Genomic DNA, 16744 nt, shown 5'->3' on the forward strand with positions numbered 1-16744 from the left:
CCTATGCGTATCGCGATCATTGGCAGCGGCATTTCCGGCCTGACCTGCGCCTATCTGCTGTCGCGCCGGCATCAGGTCACGGTGTTCGAGGCCGACAGCTGGATCGGCGGGCATACCCACACGGTAGATGTCAGCTGTGGCGGCAGAACCTACGCCATCGACACTGGTTTCATCGTCTTCAACGACTGGACCTACCCGCACTTCATCCGCCTGCTCGACCGCCTCGGGGTCGCCTCGCAGCCGACCGAAATGAGCTTTTCGGTGCACGACCCGGCGAGCGGCCTGGCCTACAACGGGCACAGCCTGAACACCTTGTTCGCGCAACGGCGCAACCTGCTGTCGGTGGGCTTCTGGGGCATGCTCAGGGATATCCTGCGCTTCAACCGCGAAGCCTTGGCCGACCTCGACGGCCAGCGCCAGCTGGCCCACGCCACCCTCGGTGAGTACCTGCATGCCGGGGGCTACGGCGAGCGCTTCATCGAGCACTACATCATCCCCATGGGCGCGGCGATCTGGTCGATGTCGCGCAGTGACATGCTCGCCTTTCCGCTGGCGTTTTTCGTGCGCTTCTGCCGCAACCACGGTTTGCTGTCGGTCAACCAGCGCCCGCAGTGGCGGGTCATCCAGGGGGGCTCGCGCAGTTACCTGGAACCGCTATGCAAACCCTTCGCCGACCAGTTACGCCTGGCGTCCAAGGTCTACCGGGTGGTACGCGACGACGGCGGGGTGACCCTGCACAGTGCCGCCGGCATCGAGCGCTTCGACAGTGTCGTGTTCGCCTGCCACAGCGACCAGGCGCTGGCCTTGCTGGAAGCGCCGAGCATCCTCGAGCGCAAGGTGCTCGCGGCTATCCGCTATGCCAGCAACGACGTGGTGCTGCATACCGATACTCGCCTGTTGCCACCCATCAAGGCAGCCTGGGCCAGTTGGAACTATCGCCTGGGCGGGCCCCCTCAGGCGCCGGCGGCGCTGACCTACAACATGAACATCCTGCAAGGCCTGCAGGCGCCGCAAACCTTCTGCGTCAGCCTAAACCAGACCGCGCTGATAGACCCAATGCAGATCCTTGCCCGCTTCCAGTATGCCCACCCGCAATACAGCCTGGCGGCGACCGCGGCACAGGCACGCCACGCCGAACTGCAGGGCCACAGGCACAGCTACTACTGTGGCGCCTACTGGGGCAACGGCTTCCATGAAGACGGCGTGGCAAGCGCCTTGAAAGTCGCCGAACGGTTCGGAGAAACACTGTGAACAGCAGGCTTTGCCAAGGCTGGGTCAGCCATCGCCGGCTGCTGCCACGCGCGCATGCATTTCGCTACCGCATCGGCATGTTCGACCTCGACCTCGACGACAGCGCCAGGCTGCCGGCCCTATCGCCCTGGCTCGGGCGCTGGCGCCTGGCACCGCTGTGCTGGCGCGAGACCGATTACCTGCCAGGCCTGACCCGCCAGGGGCTGAGCCTGGCCGATGCCGCCCGCCATTTGGTCGGCCTGGCTACCGGGCAGGCACCGACCGGCCCGGTTCGCCTGCTGACCCAGCTGCGCTGCTGGGGGTTGTCGTTCAACCCGGTGAGCTTCTACTTCTGCCACGACGCCGAGGCACACCTGGTGGCCATCCTGCTGGAAGTGCGCAACACGCCCTGGCGTGAACGCTTCCATTACGTGCTGCCGGTGCAGGCTGGCCTCGACCGGCCCTACCGCATGGCCAAGGCCTTCCATGTGTCACCGTTCATGCCGCTGGCCATGGACTACCGCCTGCGCTTTCACCTGGACGCCGAGCATGTGCGCCTGCACATGGAAAACTGGCACGCCGGGCACAAGGTGTTCGAGGCCGACCTGGCGCTACGCCGCCAGCCGCTCGATAGCCGGTCGTTGCTCCGCCACATCCTGGCATTCCCGTGGATGAGCCTGCGGACCTTGTCGGCCATCTACTGGCAGGCAGTGCGCCTGCTGTTCAAACGTACCCCTGTCCATGACCACGCTGCCAGCCAGGGCAACCTGGCCGTCGGCCAACCTTGTGAGGATCCTGAGCATGCACAATCCCAGCGTGAGCGTTAGCAAGTCCGCCGGCCTGGTCCCGTGGCTGGGCAGCCTGGTACTCGCTCAGCTCGGCAAGCTGCGCCACGGCTACCTGCGAGTGAGCCACGCTGGCCAGCAATGGTGTTTCGGCAGCGCCGACAGCGCCTTGCAGGCTGAGCTGGAAATCGTCGACGACAGAGCCTGGCGCCTGATTGCCTGCAACGGCTCGATCGGTGCCGGCGAGGCATACATCCACGGCTACTGGCGCAGCCCTGACCTGGCCGCCGTGACGCGCCTGTTCGTGGCCAACCTCGAAGTTCTCGACGCCATGGAAAGCGGGCTTGCCCGCTTGGGGCGGCCTGCGCTGCGGCTGCTGCATTGGCTCAACCGCAACAGCCGACGCGGGGCCAGGCGCAATATCCTGGCGCATTACGACCTGGGCAACGCCCTGTTCGAACAGCTGCTCGACCCGACCATGATGTACTCGGCAGCGATGTTCGAGCATGACGGGCAAAGCCTCGAGCAGGCCCAGTTGAACAAGCTGGAGCACATCTGCCAGAAACTCCGCCTGCACCCCGGCGATCACTTGATCGAGATCGGTTGTGGCTGGGGCAGCCTGGCCATTCACGCCGCCACCCGGCATGGCTGCCGAGTGACCACCACGACGCTGTCGGAAGCCCAATATGCGTATACCCGCCAGCGCGTGGAGGCGCTGGGCCTGGCGCAGCGCGTGACCGTGCTACGCGAGGACTACCGCGACCTGCGCGGCACGTTCGACAAACTGGTATCGATCGAAATGATCGAGGCCGTCGGCCACCGCTACCTGCCCGACTACTTCAACCAATGTGCCCGGCTGCTCAAGCCGGACGGCCTGATGCTGCTGCAGGCCATCACCATCCGCGATCAACGCTACCACCAGGCGCGCCGCTCGGTGGACTTCATCCAGCGCTATATCTTCCCCGGCGGTGCCTTGCCCTCGTTGACCGTGCTGCTGCACAACGCCACCCGGCACACGCCGCTGAACCTGGTGCACCTGCAGGATTTCGGCCTGGACTACGCGCGCACATTGCGCCATTGGCACGACAACCTGCGCCAGGCGCGCAACGCGCTGAACGCGTTGGGCTATGACGACGCGTTCCAGCGTCTCTGGGAGTTCTACCTGTGTTATTGCCAGGGCGGTTTCGAGGAGCGTGCGATCGGCGTGGCGCAACTGTTGCTGGCCGCGCCCAAAGCCTTGCGCGCCCCGCTGCCCGAGCATTGAGCATGACCGGGCGCGGGCTGCTGGCCAACGCCGTGTGGTTGCAGGCAGGCTGGTGGCTGTGTGTGTATGGGGCCCATCAGCCCTGGTTGCTTGGCCTGGTGCCCGTCGGCCTGGCCTGGCATTTCGGCTGCTGCCGCGACCGCCAGGGCGAGTTGCAGGCGGTGCTGCGCTGCGCCCTCGCCGGCTGTGTACTCGACAGCCTGCTGGGCATGCTCGGGGTGTTTCGCTTCGACAGTTGGCCGCTGCCACTGTGGCTGGCCCTGCTCTGGAGCGTGCTGTGCTGCGGCCTGCGCCACAGCCTGGCTTGGCTGGCCCGGCACACCTGGCTTGCCGCCCTGTTCGGCGCGGCAGGTGGCCCGCTTGCCTATGTGGCCGGGGCCAGGCTGGCCCAGGTCGAGCTGCCGCTGGGCACGCTGACGACCGCGACGCTGCTGGCGGCAGTCTGGGCGCTGGCCCTGCCCTTGCTATTGCGCCTTGCCACGTGGCGCTGAACGCCGGCAGCGCTCGGAGCAGTAGACCACCGTCTGCCAGCAACGCGCCCAGCGCTTGCGCCAGTTGAATGGCCGCTTGCACACCACGCACACCTTGCTCGGCAAATGCTGCTTCTTCACAGGGACGCCCCTGCATCCAGCTGCGCCAGTAACTGCTCGCCACGAGCCCACACCGCTTCCCGTCGCGCCGCCGGCATGCCGTCCAGGCTGCGGTACACCAGGTGCAGCCGCGGGTTGCCGGCCAACTGCTGGCGATGGCGGATCAGGAAATGCCAGTACAGCGCGTTGAACGGGCACGCCTGCTCTTCCGTCACCTGCTTGACGTTGTAGGCGCAAGCCTTGCAGTGATCGGACATGCGTTGGATATAGCGGCCACTGGCGCAGTACGGTTTGGAGCCGAGAAAACCCCCGTCGGCGTGCATGACCATGCCCAGTGTATTGGGCAGTTCCACCCAGTCGAACGCATCCAGGTACACCGCCAGGTACCATTCGCAGATGGCTGCGGGCAGTACCCCGGCGAGCAAGGCGAAGTTACCGGTCACCATAAGCCGCTGGATATGGTGGGCGTATCCCAGGCGCAGGGTCTGGCCGATGGCTTGCGCCATGCAGCGCATGCGCGTGCGTCCGGTCCAGTAGAACTCGGGCAGCGCGCGCTGGTTGCCCAGGTGGTTGAGCGCGGCATATTCAGGCATGCGCAGCCAGTAGATACCGTGGACGTACTCGCGCCAGCCGATCAGCTGGCGGATGAACCCTTCGGCGGCATTGAGTGGCACCCGGCCGTCGCGCCAGGCCTGCTCCACGTCCTGGCACAGGCGGCGCACGTCCAGCAGGCCGATGTTCAGGGCGGCGCTGATACGCGCATGAAACAGGTACGGTTCGTCTTCGGCCATGGCGTCCTGATAGTCACCGAACGCTGCCAGGCTAAAGTCCAGGAAGTGCTGCCACAGCTGTTCGGCCTGGGCGTGGCTAACGGGGTAGGAAAAGCCTTCGAGCGCACCGTAGTGGTCAGTGAAGCGCCGGCTTACAAGGCTGATCACCGCCGCGGTGATGTCATCCACGGCAAACTGCAGCGCAAACGGCCCGCGCAGCCCAGGTGGCAGGGCCTTGCGGTTGTCGCGGTCGAAGTTCCAGGCACCGCCGGCAGGGCCGCCATCGGCTGCCAGCAACAGCCCGCAGCGTTTGCGCATGCCGCGGTAGAAATGCTCCATGCGCAGCTGCCTGTGCCCCTGCGCCCAGCGCGCGAAAGCCCCCCGCGAGCACAGGAAGCGCGTGTCCGGGTGCCACACCAGCGGCAGCTCGGCCTCACGCAAGGCCTGTTCCAGCCGCCACTCGCCACATTCGGTCAGGTGGATCTCGGCGCAGCCCAGCGCCTGCTGCCAGCGGCGCAGTTCGCCGACGATAGAGCCGCTATTGCCGGGTGTCTCCAGCTCGACATACTGCACCCGCCAGCCCCGCTCGCGCAGGGCCTGGGCAAAGTGGCGCATGGCACTGAAGATCAGCACGATCTTCTGCGGGTGGTGCGGCACGTAGGTAGCCTCGTCTTGCACCTCGGCCATCAGTAGCGTATCGCGGGCCGGGTCCAGCGCTGCCAGGCTGGCCAGGTCGAACGAGAGCTGGTCGCCCAGCACCAGGCCCAGGCGTGGCGGGCGCGCTACCATTGCGTACCCAGCGACACGGGCACCCGCAGCGGCGCGATGGGGCCGTCGCGCTGGCCACACATTTCGTCATGCACCACTTGCTGCACCAGCATGCAGGGCACCTCCGGCCAGCCGGCAAGCAACTGGCGCACCTCGGTGGTCGAGCGCAGGCGCGTGGCCTGCCCGTGCTCATCGCTCAAGGTCACCGGGCCGGCGCCGGTCAGGGCCCGCAGCACATAGAAACCGCCCTCCAGCGACAGCAGTTCGAGTTCGTTGACGGCGCCGGCGGCAGCCAGCTCGGTAAGGCGTTGCAGGTTCATGGTGTGACCTCCGGCATGCGGCGAAAGAACAAGGTAACCTGGCCAACCTCCACGCCCAGCTTGCTCATGCTGGAGCGGTTGATCAGCGTGTCTTCATCCATCAGGTACATCCAGTCGTCCAGCTCCACTTCCCAGTGCCTGCCGTCTACCGGCAGGTCCAGGCGGTAGCGCCAGCGCAACGCGTTGCCCGCCACCTGCCCGCGAGCCTCACCGATCACGTCGCCCGCCGTGCCCCGCCACTGGCCGCGGCCGTCCGGCACCAAGGTCCAGGTGCGCTGTTGTCGGGTGCCATCGCTGTAGGTGAAATGCTCGTCGAGGATCAGCCGCTCACCGTCGCGTCGGCTGTCGATGCGCACATGAAAGCGCTTGACCACTTCGCCGGAACGCTTCTGGAACATGCCCCAGGCTTGTACCGGCCGCGAGAAGAAGGCCGCCAGGTCGAGGGTTGGCGTTTCCCGGGCGTAGTGATCCACGTCGACATTGCCGCAGCTGGCCAGCAGCAGGCAGGCGGTCATCAGCAGCACCTTGTACATGTTCACCCCCATGGTCAACGGCCCAGCAGGCGGGCGCGCAATTGCTGGTCCCTGGCACCCTCGCCCAGCCAGATGGCGAAAAATGCCTTGGCGAAGGCGGTGTCGCCGATTTCGCGGCGCAACCTGTCATCCACGTAGAAGCGACAGCCCAGGCCTGGCAGGTACACGCCAGTGATACGCTGGCCTGGGCGAACATCGACAAACGCCGCCTCCAGCCAGCCACGCCAGGCATCCAGTTGTTGCGTGGCGGCGCCAAGCCTGCGCATTTCCTTGAGGCTGGCCTGCACCAAGGTGTCGCGGGACAGTTCGACGTGGTAGCGCAGTTCCAGCGCAAACGGTTGCTGGCCACCCTGTACAGGCCCGCTGGACCAAAGCCGGGCGCTGTACAGGCGCATTCCGAACCAGGTGAAATCACCGCTGCCGGACAGCTGCGCAGCAGGGACTACCGAGCGCCAGTCGGCGGCGGCCGGCCCGGCGAGCAGGAGCAACAGGGCCAGCCAGGCCCAACGCGCTGCGGTTGACGTCGCCATCGCTTCGACTCAAATACTATACAAAATAAAATTATTGTACAGGTATAGTCGAATTTCTATACAAGGCGACTACCATCGGTCTCCACCCGCCTGGGCCCGGCGATGCGGATTACCAATTGTGCGTATAGCTGGCGGTCACCACCGCGCCTGGGGCTGGCAAGTGGCTGGTATTGTTGTTGTTGCGCAACAACTGGCTGTAGAGCGGGTAGTAGTCCCGGTTGAACAGGTTCTGGATGCCGACGCTGACCTTGTCGTCAGCAGAGACCTGGTACTGGCTGATCAGGTCGACGGTCGTATAGCTGCTCACCTCATGCCGGCCAAAGCTGTCCAGGCCATCGAGCCTGTAGTCCTTGCCATCGAAGAACGTGGCTTGCAGGCGGTTGCTCCAGTCCAGGGTCGGCTTGTACTGCACATAGGCAGTCAGCTTCAGCGGCGGCACCCGGTAGCCGGTCATGTCCTGCCAGCCTTTGCCGTCCGGCTTCTCGCGCCCGCGCATCCAGCTCGCACTGCCGCCTGCCCCCCACACCGCATCGTCCGACAGCCAGTCGGCGCTGGCTTCGACACCGTAGATGCGCTCTTTGGTGCGGGTGAGAATCAGGCCATTGTTGAAGCTCTGCACGTCGCCCAGCTTGGAGGTGGTGTAGAACAGCGCCAACGTGCCGAGCGTGTTGCCACCCAGCTCACCGCGCCAGCCGAGCTCATAGTTGTTGGTCTTGACCGGCTCCAGGTTCGAGGCGCCAAGGTCGAAGCCGCGCCGTGCATTGCGCAGCTGGATGCCCACGTCAGGCAGCTGGAAGCCCTGGCTGAAAGAAGCGTAGAGCTCCTGGCCGAGCACCGGTGAATAGACGATGCCGAGGTTCGACAGCAGCGCATCGTAATGGATCTTTCCGCCCTCCACCGCCACGGGCGAAGCCGCCCTGGATTCGGACAACGGTACGAAATCATCGAACTCGGCGGTGGAGTACTCGTAGCGCAAGCCGCCGTCCACCGACCAATGCTCGTCGAAGCGATGCTGCAGCTGGGCGAACGCACCGGCGCTGCGGGTCTTGAGCGGTGGCATGTAGGTCAGCTTGCCGATCTTGTCGAAGACCAGGCCGCCGCTGGCATCGTAAGCCGCCGGGTCGAACACATCGATCGGCATGTCGCTGCGTTCCTGGTTGTAGTCGCCGCCCCATACCAGCTCGGTGCTACCGCTGTCGCCGAGCGGTGTGCGCAAGGTCAGGCGGCTGCCGAACACTTCACTGTTCTGCATGATCTGGTCGACATGGCCGCCACGGGTGGCCACGGCGCGGGCATCAAACGGCGTGAAGCGGGTGAAGTAGTCGCGGTAGTACAGCTGGGCAGACAGCTTGCTGCCGAGGATGTCGAGGTGCTCGTACTCCAGGTTCAGCAAGGTGTTGCGAATATGGTTCTGCTCGTCCAGGTCCAGGCCCTTGATCGCGTTGGCCGGCAGCGAACCGGCCGGGTACCTGGCGACGCTGGGGTCGGTGGCATAGTCGCTATCCTGGCGTGCCTCGTAGTGGCTGGCCGCGAGCTGGATACGCTGGTCCTCGTCGAGGTGCAGCCCCAGCTTGCCGCCAACGTTGTAGATATTCGAGTCGAACAGGTCGCCCTGGCTGGGCTCCGGGGCGATGCGGTCGCCGTGTGCGTCGTATGAAGCACCGATATGGCGGGTACCGAAATCGAAGGCATAGTCCACCGCGCCCTGCGAGCCTGCAAGGTACTGCTGGAACTGCCCGCCCAGGCCATCGCTGCCCAGGCGGGTCAACGGCGAGGTGGCGCTGAGGCTGGTTTCAGCCCGCTTTTCACCACCGGCAGGCCGGGTGGTGATGGAGATGATGCCTCCCGTGGCACCGCTGCCATAGATGGCGCTGCTGCCACGGATGACTTCGACCCGTTCGATCAGTGCCGGGTCGATGTTGGCCAGGTTGCGCGACGAGTCGCGGTTGGTGTTGAGCGGCACGCCGTCGACCATGACCAACAGGCTGCGCCCGCGCAAGGTCTGCCCGTACTCGGTGACGGTGCGGCTGGAGTCGGACATGCCCGGCACCGCCTTGGCCAGTACCGTGGCCAGGCTCTCCGAGCCCTGGCGCAGCTCCTGCAGTTGCTCGTGCTCGATAACGGTAGACTGCCGCGTCGCCGAGACCAGGCTGCTGCTGGTACGCGAAGCGGTGATTTCCATCTGCGCCATTTCCACGGGCGCAGTCTGGGCTGTCGGCATGGCAGTGAGTGAACCCTGTGGGACGACGACAAAGGTGCGTTCATCCCTGGCCTCGATTTGCAGGCCGCTGTCCTTGAGCAGTGTCTGAAGTGCTTCCTCGATGGTGAAGCGGCCCTTCACCGCAGGAGTCTGGCGACCTGCAGCGAGATCACTGGCGAACAGGATCTGTACCGAAGACTGCTGCGCCAAGGCGTTGATGGCCTCACCCAGCGGGGCAGCAGGCAGGTCCACGTTCACCCGTTCACGGCCTTCGGCCGACATTGCGATGAGCAAGCTACTGGCCAGTAGTGACAGGCGGAGTTGACGATTGCGGAGCGGAAAATGCACTTCTCGAGATCCTTTGTGGGTAGGCTTTTCTTGAAGCCGCCACGGACATCGAGCAACCCTACCTGCGCCTGAGAATTATTTTCGTACTGGTTTGCGCCGGATCTGCACGCTACCATCGCCTTCCTGCTGCACCGAAACCGGCAGGATGCTCGGTAGCAGCGCCAGCAGCCGGTCGACATTGTGCGCGTCGAACACCCCGCTCAGCTTGAGCGCGGCCAGGCTCGGGTCGTCCAGGCGAATGGCTGCCTTTCGATAGTGGCGCAACACCGACACTGCTTCACCCAGCGGCGTCTGCTCGAACACGATGCCCCCTTCCTTCCAGGCCATCGCCCGGGCAGCGTCAGCATTCGTCACCGGCAGCAGTCGCCCACCAATCGCATCAACCTGCTGCCCTGGCATCAGGCTGACAGCCTTTTGCGCCGCAGCGGCGACCTGCACGCGCCCGCGCGCCAGTGTCACACGCACGTTGTCGTCATCCAGGCGGCGTACATTGAACAGCGTGCCTAGCACCTCGACTTTCGTCAGCCCTGCCGACACCACGAACGGGCGATACACGGCCGGGGACACATCGAACAGGACCTGCCCGACGTGCAGGCCGGCTTCGCGACTGCGCAGGCGCCAGCGAACATCGACGCGGGAACCGCTGTCGAGCAGCAGTCTACTGCCGTCGCCCAGCAACACAGCGCGTTGTTCACCAATGGCGGTAGCGAAACGCTCGGTCTTGTACACCGGGTTCAGCCAGGCCAGGGCTGCAAAGGCGCATGCAACCACCAGCGCAATACCCGCCGACTTGGCCGCTTTCGTGCGTGCGGGCCTGGGCGGCGGGACGGGGAATAAATGGCGGAGCTGGTCACGATGTCGCCCCAGCACCTCGTCCAATGGCAACTGTTCCGCTATGCGGGTCATGCGCACACCCCATCACGGCCAAGCCGCTCCTTGCACGCCGCCACCCCGAGGCGCAGGTGCTTTTCCACGGTCTTGATGGAGATACCGAGGTGTGCGGCGACTTCGGCCTGGGGCATCTGGTGGATCTTGTGCATGATGAAAACGGCCTGGCAGCGCGGTGGGAGGCTGGCGATAGCGTTGACCAGCAGCTGGAACTCGCGCTCGGCATCATACCTGCCTACGGGCGTCGGTGCCGGGCAGACCACCTCCGGCAGCTCGGCGAACGCCTGCACCCAGGCGCCGCGGCGACGATCGCTACGATAGCGGCTGATGGCGGTGTCGTTGGAAATCTTGCGCAGCAACGCCAGTGGCGCCCGAACGTCGTCTTTTTCGTCGCGTTCGAGCAGCTGCACGCACACGTCATGCACAACGTCGCGGGCCATGCCTCGGTCGCCGAAGCGTCGACGAATGTGGTCCACCAGCTCGTCGTAGTGACGGACCAAGGTAGACAACAGCGTCGGTTTGGCGGGCTCGAACGACACGATACATCCTGCAAGAGCGCTAGGCTGCGAAGAGAGGCGCCAAGTGTAAATGAGAAATAATCGCGAATAAACACCCTGTTCGCTCCCGCACGCCTAGGCCGCCGGCCTCGGTCGTTTGAATGCTGCCAATTGCTGGAGCAACAAACACACGACAGCGCCGAACAACGCCAGCGCCATGTCCTTCTGCGCGTCCCATGGGTCTTTCTGGGTGGCCAGGAACGCTTGTGCCCGGTCTTCGCCCAGGTACTGGCCGCCCACCCATTCGAACAGCTCGTACAGGGCCGACGTCGCCAGCACCAGCGACACTGTGCCTAGCGCCAGCCAGGCACCGTTCAGGCCTGCCTTTCGTTGCAGCAGCTCCTTGATCGGCCAGACGAACAGCAGGCCGTAGCTCAGATGCACCAGGCGATCGAACTGGTTGCGCTGCCAGCCCATGGCGGTATTCAGTGCATGGCCGGTGAACGCTTGCAGCCAAGCATCGTAGGGCACCTTGGCATAGGTGAAATGCGCACCCAGTTCGTGAATCGCCAGTAGCACGACGATGGCCAGATAGGCCGCTGGCGAAAACCGCCAGCGCCGACAGGTCAGTGCCAGGGTCAGCAGCAACGCTGCCGGCAAGACGTTTTCCACCAGCCAATCTGCCCGATCCAACGGTGCAACCCCGGAGGCAAGCACCATCACCGTGGCCACTGCCAGCCATGCTGCGCTCTGGCGGGGTGTGGCCGACGGGGCGCAACTGGCGGGCACCCTCACCTTCTCATTCATGGCTTTGCGCTCGGGCCGGCACAGGTGACCGTGTCGTGCCGATCACCGGTGAGCCGTGGCCGGGTCAGCCCTTGGAGCGCCTCGGGTCGGCGGCGCGCGGGTAGGTACGTTCTTCTTCGATGCTGCCGTCGGCCTTGTGAATTTTCACCGAGGCGGTCTGCCCGGCAAAAAGCTCAGGTAGCAAGCCCAGCAACTCGGCTTTTGTCGCACTGCGCCTGGAGGCCTTGTCGGCCCCGGTCTTCCTGAGTTCCCAGCCATCACCCGCCGGGCTGACATGATAAGTGTCCATTGCACTGCTCCTGTTCAAAGCGGCTCACCATCGTCCTGGATATCCTGCTCGGCTTCGGCTGCGTCCGTGGCATCCGCATCGTTCAATGGAGGCGACGTAGGCTTCAAGGGGTCGTTGATGAACGGGACCTTGCCCGGCCCTTGCTCTTCAAGTCCTTCGGTTTCTGGCTGCATGATGAATCCTCCAGGTCACCTGCCATTGGAGCGGGCGCGCGCGGCAATGTTCAGTTTTACCCGCCTCACCTTGGCCGCTGTGCCGCTCGCGCCCGGCAGGCGGCGCCGAAGGCCTGGAAAATCGCCAGGTACTGCGGGTAGAACAGCACCTGCCATTCCGGGTGCCATTGCACGCCCAGGGCAAACGCCCGGCTGCCTTCCACGGAAAGCGCCTCGACCAGCCCATCCTCGGCCACGGCTTCGATACGCAGGCCCTGGCCAACCCGCTCGATACCTTGGCCGTGCACCGAATTCACTTCGATCTGCTCCGCAAACCCCAGCCGTTGCAGCACGCCCCCCGGCCGGACCGCCAGCAGGTGGGCCGGTGCGTACTGGTCTTCGACCGGTTCATTGCTGGGCGGCTCGTGTTTGGCACCGGGCTGATGCAGCTGCTGCACCAGGGTGCCGCCGAAGGCCACGTTCATTTCCTGAAAACCCCGGCAAATGCCCAGCACCGGCAAACCCGCCGCAACCGCTGCCCGCCACAAAGGCAGCGCGAGGTGGTCGCGGGCGGCATCGTGCTGGGTGCCTGGCGGGCTGGGCGGCCCATCGTAGTGGTGCGGTTCGATGTTCGAAGGCGAGCCAGTGAACAACAGCCCGTCCAGGGCCGCGATGATCTCGGCGCTGTCGAGCAGTTCGGGGAACATCGGCAGGATCAAGGGCAGCCCTTGGGCCGCGCAGGCCACCGCTCGCGCATTCTTGTCGTCGTTCAGCTGCACCGCATGCGGGCCGACCGTGTAGGAACAGGCGGTGACCCCGATGATCGGAAGACGTGACATTGCAACCCCCGGTAGACGCTCACGCTACATTCGGCAACGCCACCGATGCTGCGGTTCCTGCAACGTCATGGAACGCTTTGCTGTGCGTAACCCTCCCAGAGTAATGCAGGGCGAGCCGCGCACTGCCCATTCACCCTCGGAGGACATGCTTGCATGAAGAACATCCTGATGGTCCTGACCTCTCACGACCAGCTGGGCGACACCGGCAAGAAAACCGGCTTCTGGCTGGAGGAATTCGCCGCGCCCTACTATGTGTTCATCGACGCCGGTGCCGATGTCACGCTCGCCTCGCCCAAGGGCGGCCAGCCGCCGCTGGACCCGAAAAGCGACGAGCCCGACGCGCAGACCGAGGCGACCCGGCGCTTCGCCCACGACACCGAAGGGCAAATGGCCCTGGCCGACACCGTACCGCTCGGGGAAATCGACCCCTACCACTTCGATGCGGTGTTCTACCCCGGCGGGCACGGGCCATTATGGGACCTGGCCGAGGACGCAGATTCGCGAACCTTGCTCGAAGCGTTCTATGCCGCTAACAAGCCGATTGCCGCGGTGTGCCATGCACCCGGCGTGCTGAAGGAGGTAAAGGCACCCGACGGGCACCCGGTGGTCAAGGGCAAGCGAGTGACCGGCTTCGCCAACAGCGAAGAACAGGCGGTGGGGCTGAGCGAGGTGGTGCCGTTCCTGGTGGAGGACATGCTCAAGGCCAACGGTGGTGAATATTCCAAGGCTGCCGACTGGGCCAGCCATGTGGTCGAGGACGGCCATTTGATCACTGGCCAGAACCCCGCGTCATCCGAGGCGGTGGCCAGGGCACTGCTCAAGCGCCTGGGTCAGGAAGCTGGCGCCTGACCTGGCCGGTAACCCCGGGCACTGCCAACGCGTGGCGCTGCCCGGTGTACCGGACTGCACAAAACCTGTCAGCAAAAAGGAATTTTCGGCAACCTGCCGCTGTCGCAGTGATAGCGCACTGCCACCGCCTGCATTGACCCACGCAAGCTGACGTCCCTTCTTTCCACCCGTGCGCGATGTTTGAGTATTGCCATGAACACCTACGAGTCATCCGCTGTTCACCCAACCATCCTGCTGGTGGAGGACGAGCCGATCCTGCGTGAACTGCTGACCTGCGCCCTGGAAGACCTCGGCGCCTCGGTCTTCCCGGTGGGTACCGCCGAAGAGGGCCGGCGGCTCTCGCTACGGCAGGCATTTTCGCTGCTGCTGACCGACGTCAGAACGCCCGGCCCGTTGAACGGGCTGGCGCTTGCGCAGGAGATCCATGAGCGCCAACCGGCGACCCGGATCATTGTCATGAGTGGTTACCACGAGGCGGCAAGCACCACGCTACCGACGGGTGCGGTGTTTCTGCCCAAGCCTTGGGCGCTTGACCAGTTGCTCGCGGTCATTGGCGACCAGCTGGAAAAGGTCAAACCGCCGATCGTCAGGCCTGCCGCCTGACTCCCGGCAGCGGCCCCTTCAGCGCATGCCGAAGGGGCTGGTGCGCAAGGTGCCGCAGGTCAGGGGTTGAAGCCCAACCCTGATGACAGGTCGGAGCCGTCAGCGCCCCGCCCCGGCCGGGCCGGCGGTTTGTCGGCCCCCTGCTCAAGCGACTGCGTAACCGACGCCTTCACCTCGCTGCCTTTGGCCTTGAGCGTGTCGGTCAGGCGGTCGCTGCTGGCGCCCATGAGCTGGTCTTCCTTGCGGGTACTCGGTAGCGCCGCTCCTAACGCAGCACCCAGGGCAATGCCCAGCGCAGCCAACACCAGCGGCTGTTCTTGCAGCAGGTGGTCGAACGAGCCCTTGAGTGCCGTTGCCTGATCGCCGACCTTGTGCGCGGAGCTGCGCAAGGTATCGGCAGAGGCGCCCATCGAATCCCGCGCACCGCTGCCCAGGTCACTGGCCCGATCACGCATGTCATGCGCTTTCATGCGCACTTTCTGGCTGGCATCGTGCATTGCCTCGCCTGCCGAAGCGAAGGCGCCCTTCACGCTATCCACCGCCTCGCCGAGCTTGTCGCCCAGCCCCGGCCCGTGGTGCGCCGGCCCCGGATTGAACGGGCGGTTCTGGTTGAGCCCGAGCCACGCCAGGCCCAGCACGGTCAAGGTGGCAGGCACCGGGTTGTTCTTGAGGGTGGTGCCCAGGTTGGTGAAGAACTCACCGCCGTTACCTTTGGCGTAAGCCAGTACCCGGTCGACCATCTGGCCCGGGCTCAGCCGCTGTTCCAGGGCATCCACCAGGTCACTGATGTGCTCGCGCTTGGCATTGATTTCCTGTTCGAGCTGCTCCGGGTCCTTGTGCGCCTCATGTTCGAAGGAAGTAGTCATGGCAGTTTCCTCGTCAGCGTGTCCTTGTCCTGTTGCATGGCATGCAGGGTACGGTCAGGGGCCAAGTGGCCAGGCTCGAACTGTTTCTTGCCCGACTGCAGCATGATGAAGCCGATCACCACCGTGACCGCGCCCACGATCAGCGCCGCCAGCCAGGGCTGGAGCACCAGGGCCAAGGCGTAGACTGCCGCCAGCAGCAGCATGATGAACCCTGCCAGGACCACGATCGCGCCGGCCGCCACGGCTGCAGTGCCAGCCTTCAGGGTGGCCAGGTTGTGCTGCAGTTCGGCCTTGGCCAGGGCCAGCTCCTTGGTGAACAGCTCCGGTACTTCGCGCATCAGCTGACGCAGCAGGCCACCGACGCCGACCGGGTCATCAGCCGGAGTGTGCAGCCCTGGGGTAGTGTGCAAAGGATCTTTGTTCATCATTCGCCTCCTTTGAGCGGATCGCGTTCGAATGGGCTGCCACTGACCGGCGTGCCGGCACCGGGCCCGATCGGGTCGACCGGGGTGTAGGGTTCACGGGTGGATACGTCACTGCCGCGGTCGGGTACCACTGGCTGCGTGGCGCCTGGCGCGGTGAAACCATGCGCTGCTGTGTCGGAGGGTGTGCCCGCATGGGTTTCGCTGGCGCGCATGAAGCGCGAAATGGCAAAACCGACGGCCACGCTGCCGGCCAGGAACAAGGCCGGATTGCTGCGCGCCAGTTGCGCGCCGCGTTGCAACAGGCTCTCGGCGCTTTCATGGCGCACCTGCTCGGCAAAATCGCCCATGCACTCCGCCGCCTGGGTCAGGTAGCGCGACAGGCCAAGGCTGTCATTGCCTTCCAGGGCCGCTGCAGCCGACCGTGCGCCTTCCTGGAGGGAGTCGAGCTGATCGGCCGCACTGTCGCGGTAATGCTCCAGCTGCTCACCACCTTTCTGCCTGGCCTCACCCAGCAAGGCCCCGGCTTCCTCACCAATGGCATGTACGTGATCCGGGTTGCGGTTGGGCGGAGAGGTCGAGCTTTGATCGGTCTTTTCCATCATTACGTCCTCGAAGCGGATTGTTGGAAAAATGCCGGATTTCTGCAGGCATCCATTCGAGGGACGTAACCACGCCTCGCCGAGTTCAGTCGTGATGATCTGTGACATTTACCCAGCGGGCCAATGAACCGCGCACCGACAACCCGCGGGCCGTGCATCTGGTGCAAGGGTTTCAGCAGCCATGGTAATCAGCGCCGGCAATGGCCTTGAGGAACGCGCGGTCGGCCAACTGTCGCAGGTCGCGCCACTGCTCCCAGGACACCAGGCCGAGGCGGTCCATCTCCTCGGCCTGACGGAGCAGTTCCTCGTGATGGCTGCTGGGGCACTCGCGCCGTCGCTCAAGATCATCGAACAGGCAGAACCAGCGGTTGATGGCCTCGAGCCGGCGCTGCTCGATGCTGATCTGCCCGCTAAGCGCATTCATGTTGGCCGCCCTCCATTGTTTGTCAGTCGAGCCCTGACGACGGAACAAGGTTCACTCGATCGCGTTCACCGAAGCGCCTGGTTTGCCACTGAATGATTCCACCTGAACTTTCCCTCTGCCCCTGGCTTCCCCTGCATAGAGCAGCATCAACACCATCCGCCACTGCAG

General features: G+C 64.9%; 22 protein-coding genes. 6 read left to right on the plus strand and 16 right to left on the minus strand.

Annotated features, from left to right (window positions below; genetic code table 11):
- The first annotated feature begins 3 nt into the window (after positions 1–3).
- Genes JKP78_RS03275 through JKP78_RS03290 form a run of 4 tightly spaced genes read left to right on the plus strand, consistent with a single transcriptional unit; the run spans position 4 to position 3770 of the window.
- A complete protein-coding gene (locus JKP78_RS03275; protein WP_200626051.1) occupies positions 4–1251 on the plus strand; it encodes an NAD(P)/FAD-dependent oxidoreductase in 1248 nt (415 codons plus the stop codon).
- Positions 1248–2057, plus strand: coding sequence for a DUF1365 domain-containing protein (locus JKP78_RS03280; protein ID WP_200626052.1), 810 nt, complete (start codon positions 1248–1250; stop codon positions 2055–2057). Before JKP78_RS03275 ends, JKP78_RS03280 begins: the two co-directional genes overlap by 4 nt.
- Positions 2032–3279: an SAM-dependent methyltransferase gene (locus tag JKP78_RS03285; RefSeq protein WP_186684817.1), complete on the plus strand. Its 1248-nt coding sequence runs from the start codon at positions 2032–2034 to the stop codon at positions 3277–3279. Before JKP78_RS03280 ends, JKP78_RS03285 begins: the two co-directional genes overlap by 26 nt.
- 2 nt (positions 3280–3281) lie before the next feature.
- Entirely contained in the window at positions 3282–3770 is a 489-nt protein-coding gene (locus tag JKP78_RS03290) for a DUF2878 domain-containing protein (RefSeq protein ID WP_186684815.1), read from the plus strand.
- On the opposite strand, the gene JKP78_RS03295 is transcribed toward JKP78_RS03290, so the two are convergent.
- From JKP78_RS03295 to JKP78_RS03350, 12 genes are all read right to left on the minus strand, one after another.
- A complete protein-coding gene (locus tag JKP78_RS03295) occupies positions 3744–3890 on the minus strand; it encodes a DUF2256 domain-containing protein (RefSeq protein ID WP_186684813.1) in 147 nt (48 codons plus the stop codon). The genes JKP78_RS03290 and JKP78_RS03295 overlap by 27 nt on opposite strands.
- Positions 3887–5428: a cryptochrome/photolyase family protein gene (locus tag JKP78_RS03300; RefSeq protein ID WP_200626053.1), complete on the minus strand. Its 1542-nt coding sequence runs from the start codon at positions 5426–5428 to the stop codon at positions 3887–3889. The genes JKP78_RS03295 and JKP78_RS03300 overlap by 4 nt, the downstream gene beginning before the upstream one ends.
- Positions 5422–5727 carry a DUF6482 family protein gene (locus tag JKP78_RS03305; RefSeq protein ID WP_200626054.1) on the minus strand — a complete coding sequence of 102 codons (306 nt, stop codon included), beginning with the start codon at positions 5725–5727 and terminating at the stop codon, positions 5422–5424. Before JKP78_RS03305 ends, JKP78_RS03300 begins: the two co-directional genes overlap by 7 nt.
- Positions 5724–6260 carry a DUF3833 domain-containing protein gene (locus JKP78_RS03310; RefSeq protein ID WP_170029597.1) on the minus strand — a complete coding sequence of 179 codons (537 nt, stop codon included), beginning with the start codon at positions 6258–6260 and terminating at the stop codon, positions 5724–5726. The genes JKP78_RS03305 and JKP78_RS03310 overlap by 4 nt, the downstream gene beginning before the upstream one ends.
- Before the next feature lie 14 nt (positions 6261–6274).
- Positions 6275–6790 (minus strand): chalcone isomerase family protein, encoded by a 516-nt coding sequence (locus JKP78_RS03315; protein ID WP_200626055.1) that lies wholly within the window; start codon positions 6788–6790, stop codon positions 6275–6277.
- Positions 6791–6899: 109 nt separating this feature from the next.
- Positions 6900–9338 carry a TonB-dependent siderophore receptor gene (locus tag JKP78_RS03320; protein WP_200626056.1) on the minus strand — a complete coding sequence of 813 codons (2439 nt, stop codon included), beginning with the start codon at positions 9336–9338 and terminating at the stop codon, positions 6900–6902.
- A 75-nt stretch (positions 9339–9413) separates the two neighbouring features.
- On the minus strand, positions 9414–10244 hold the full coding sequence (locus JKP78_RS03325) for a FecR family protein (protein ID WP_200626057.1): 831 nt from the start codon (positions 10242–10244) through the stop codon (positions 9414–9416).
- A complete protein-coding gene (locus tag JKP78_RS03330; protein ID WP_186684803.1) occupies positions 10241–10765 on the minus strand; it encodes an RNA polymerase sigma factor in 525 nt (174 codons plus the stop codon). Before JKP78_RS03330 ends, JKP78_RS03325 begins: the two co-directional genes overlap by 4 nt.
- Before the next feature lie 93 nt (positions 10766–10858).
- Positions 10859–11530: a DUF2238 domain-containing protein gene (locus JKP78_RS03335; protein WP_186684801.1), complete on the minus strand. Its 672-nt coding sequence runs from the start codon at positions 11528–11530 to the stop codon at positions 10859–10861.
- 64 nt (positions 11531–11594) lie between these two features.
- Positions 11595–11819: a DUF2188 domain-containing protein gene (locus tag JKP78_RS03340; RefSeq protein ID WP_170029591.1), complete on the minus strand. Its 225-nt coding sequence runs from the start codon at positions 11817–11819 to the stop codon at positions 11595–11597.
- A gap of 14 nt (positions 11820–11833) precedes the next feature.
- Entirely contained in the window at positions 11834–11992 is a 159-nt protein-coding gene (locus JKP78_RS03345; RefSeq protein ID WP_170029590.1) for a hypothetical protein, read from the minus strand.
- A gap of 65 nt (positions 11993–12057) precedes the next feature.
- Positions 12058–12810, minus strand: a complete 753-nt coding sequence (locus JKP78_RS03350) for a gamma-glutamyl-gamma-aminobutyrate hydrolase family protein (protein ID WP_186684799.1) — start codon at positions 12808–12810, stop codon at positions 12058–12060.
- 153 nt (positions 12811–12963) lie between these two features.
- Between JKP78_RS03350 and JKP78_RS03355 the strand changes: the two genes are divergently transcribed.
- Positions 12964–13659, plus strand: a complete 696-nt coding sequence (locus JKP78_RS03355) for a type 1 glutamine amidotransferase domain-containing protein (RefSeq protein ID WP_170029588.1) — start codon at positions 12964–12966, stop codon at positions 13657–13659.
- Positions 13660–13851: 192 nt separating this feature from the next.
- Positions 13852–14262, plus strand: a complete 411-nt coding sequence (locus tag JKP78_RS03360) for a response regulator (RefSeq protein WP_186684795.1) — start codon at positions 13852–13854, stop codon at positions 14260–14262.
- A 59-nt stretch (positions 14263–14321) separates the two neighbouring features.
- On the opposite strand, the gene JKP78_RS03365 is transcribed toward JKP78_RS03360, so the two are convergent.
- The 4 genes from JKP78_RS03365 to JKP78_RS03380 form a co-directional block, all read right to left on the minus strand.
- Complete coding sequence (locus JKP78_RS03365; protein WP_170029586.1) at positions 14322–15128, minus strand: DUF3618 domain-containing protein; 807 nt, start codon at positions 15126–15128, stop codon at positions 14322–14324.
- Positions 15125–15553 carry a phage holin family protein gene (locus tag JKP78_RS03370; RefSeq protein WP_186684793.1) on the minus strand — a complete coding sequence of 143 codons (429 nt, stop codon included), beginning with the start codon at positions 15551–15553 and terminating at the stop codon, positions 15125–15127. The genes JKP78_RS03365 and JKP78_RS03370 overlap by 4 nt, the downstream gene beginning before the upstream one ends.
- Entirely contained in the window at positions 15553–16152 is a 600-nt protein-coding gene (locus tag JKP78_RS03375; RefSeq protein ID WP_186684791.1) for a hypothetical protein, read from the minus strand. Before JKP78_RS03375 ends, JKP78_RS03370 begins: the two co-directional genes overlap by 1 nt.
- Before the next feature lie 172 nt (positions 16153–16324).
- The gene (locus tag JKP78_RS03380) at positions 16325–16576 is read right to left on the minus strand and encodes a hypothetical protein (protein WP_186684789.1); all 252 of its coding nucleotides are present in this window, start codon (positions 16574–16576) and stop codon (positions 16325–16327) included.
- Between the last annotated feature and the right edge of the window lie 168 nt (positions 16577–16744).

The sequence above is a fragment of the Pseudomonas sp. LAM2023 genome (genome assembly GCF_016620375.1).
GTDB classification, from domain to species: domain Bacteria; phylum Pseudomonadota; class Gammaproteobacteria; order Pseudomonadales; family Pseudomonadaceae; genus Aquipseudomonas; species Aquipseudomonas anuradhapurensis.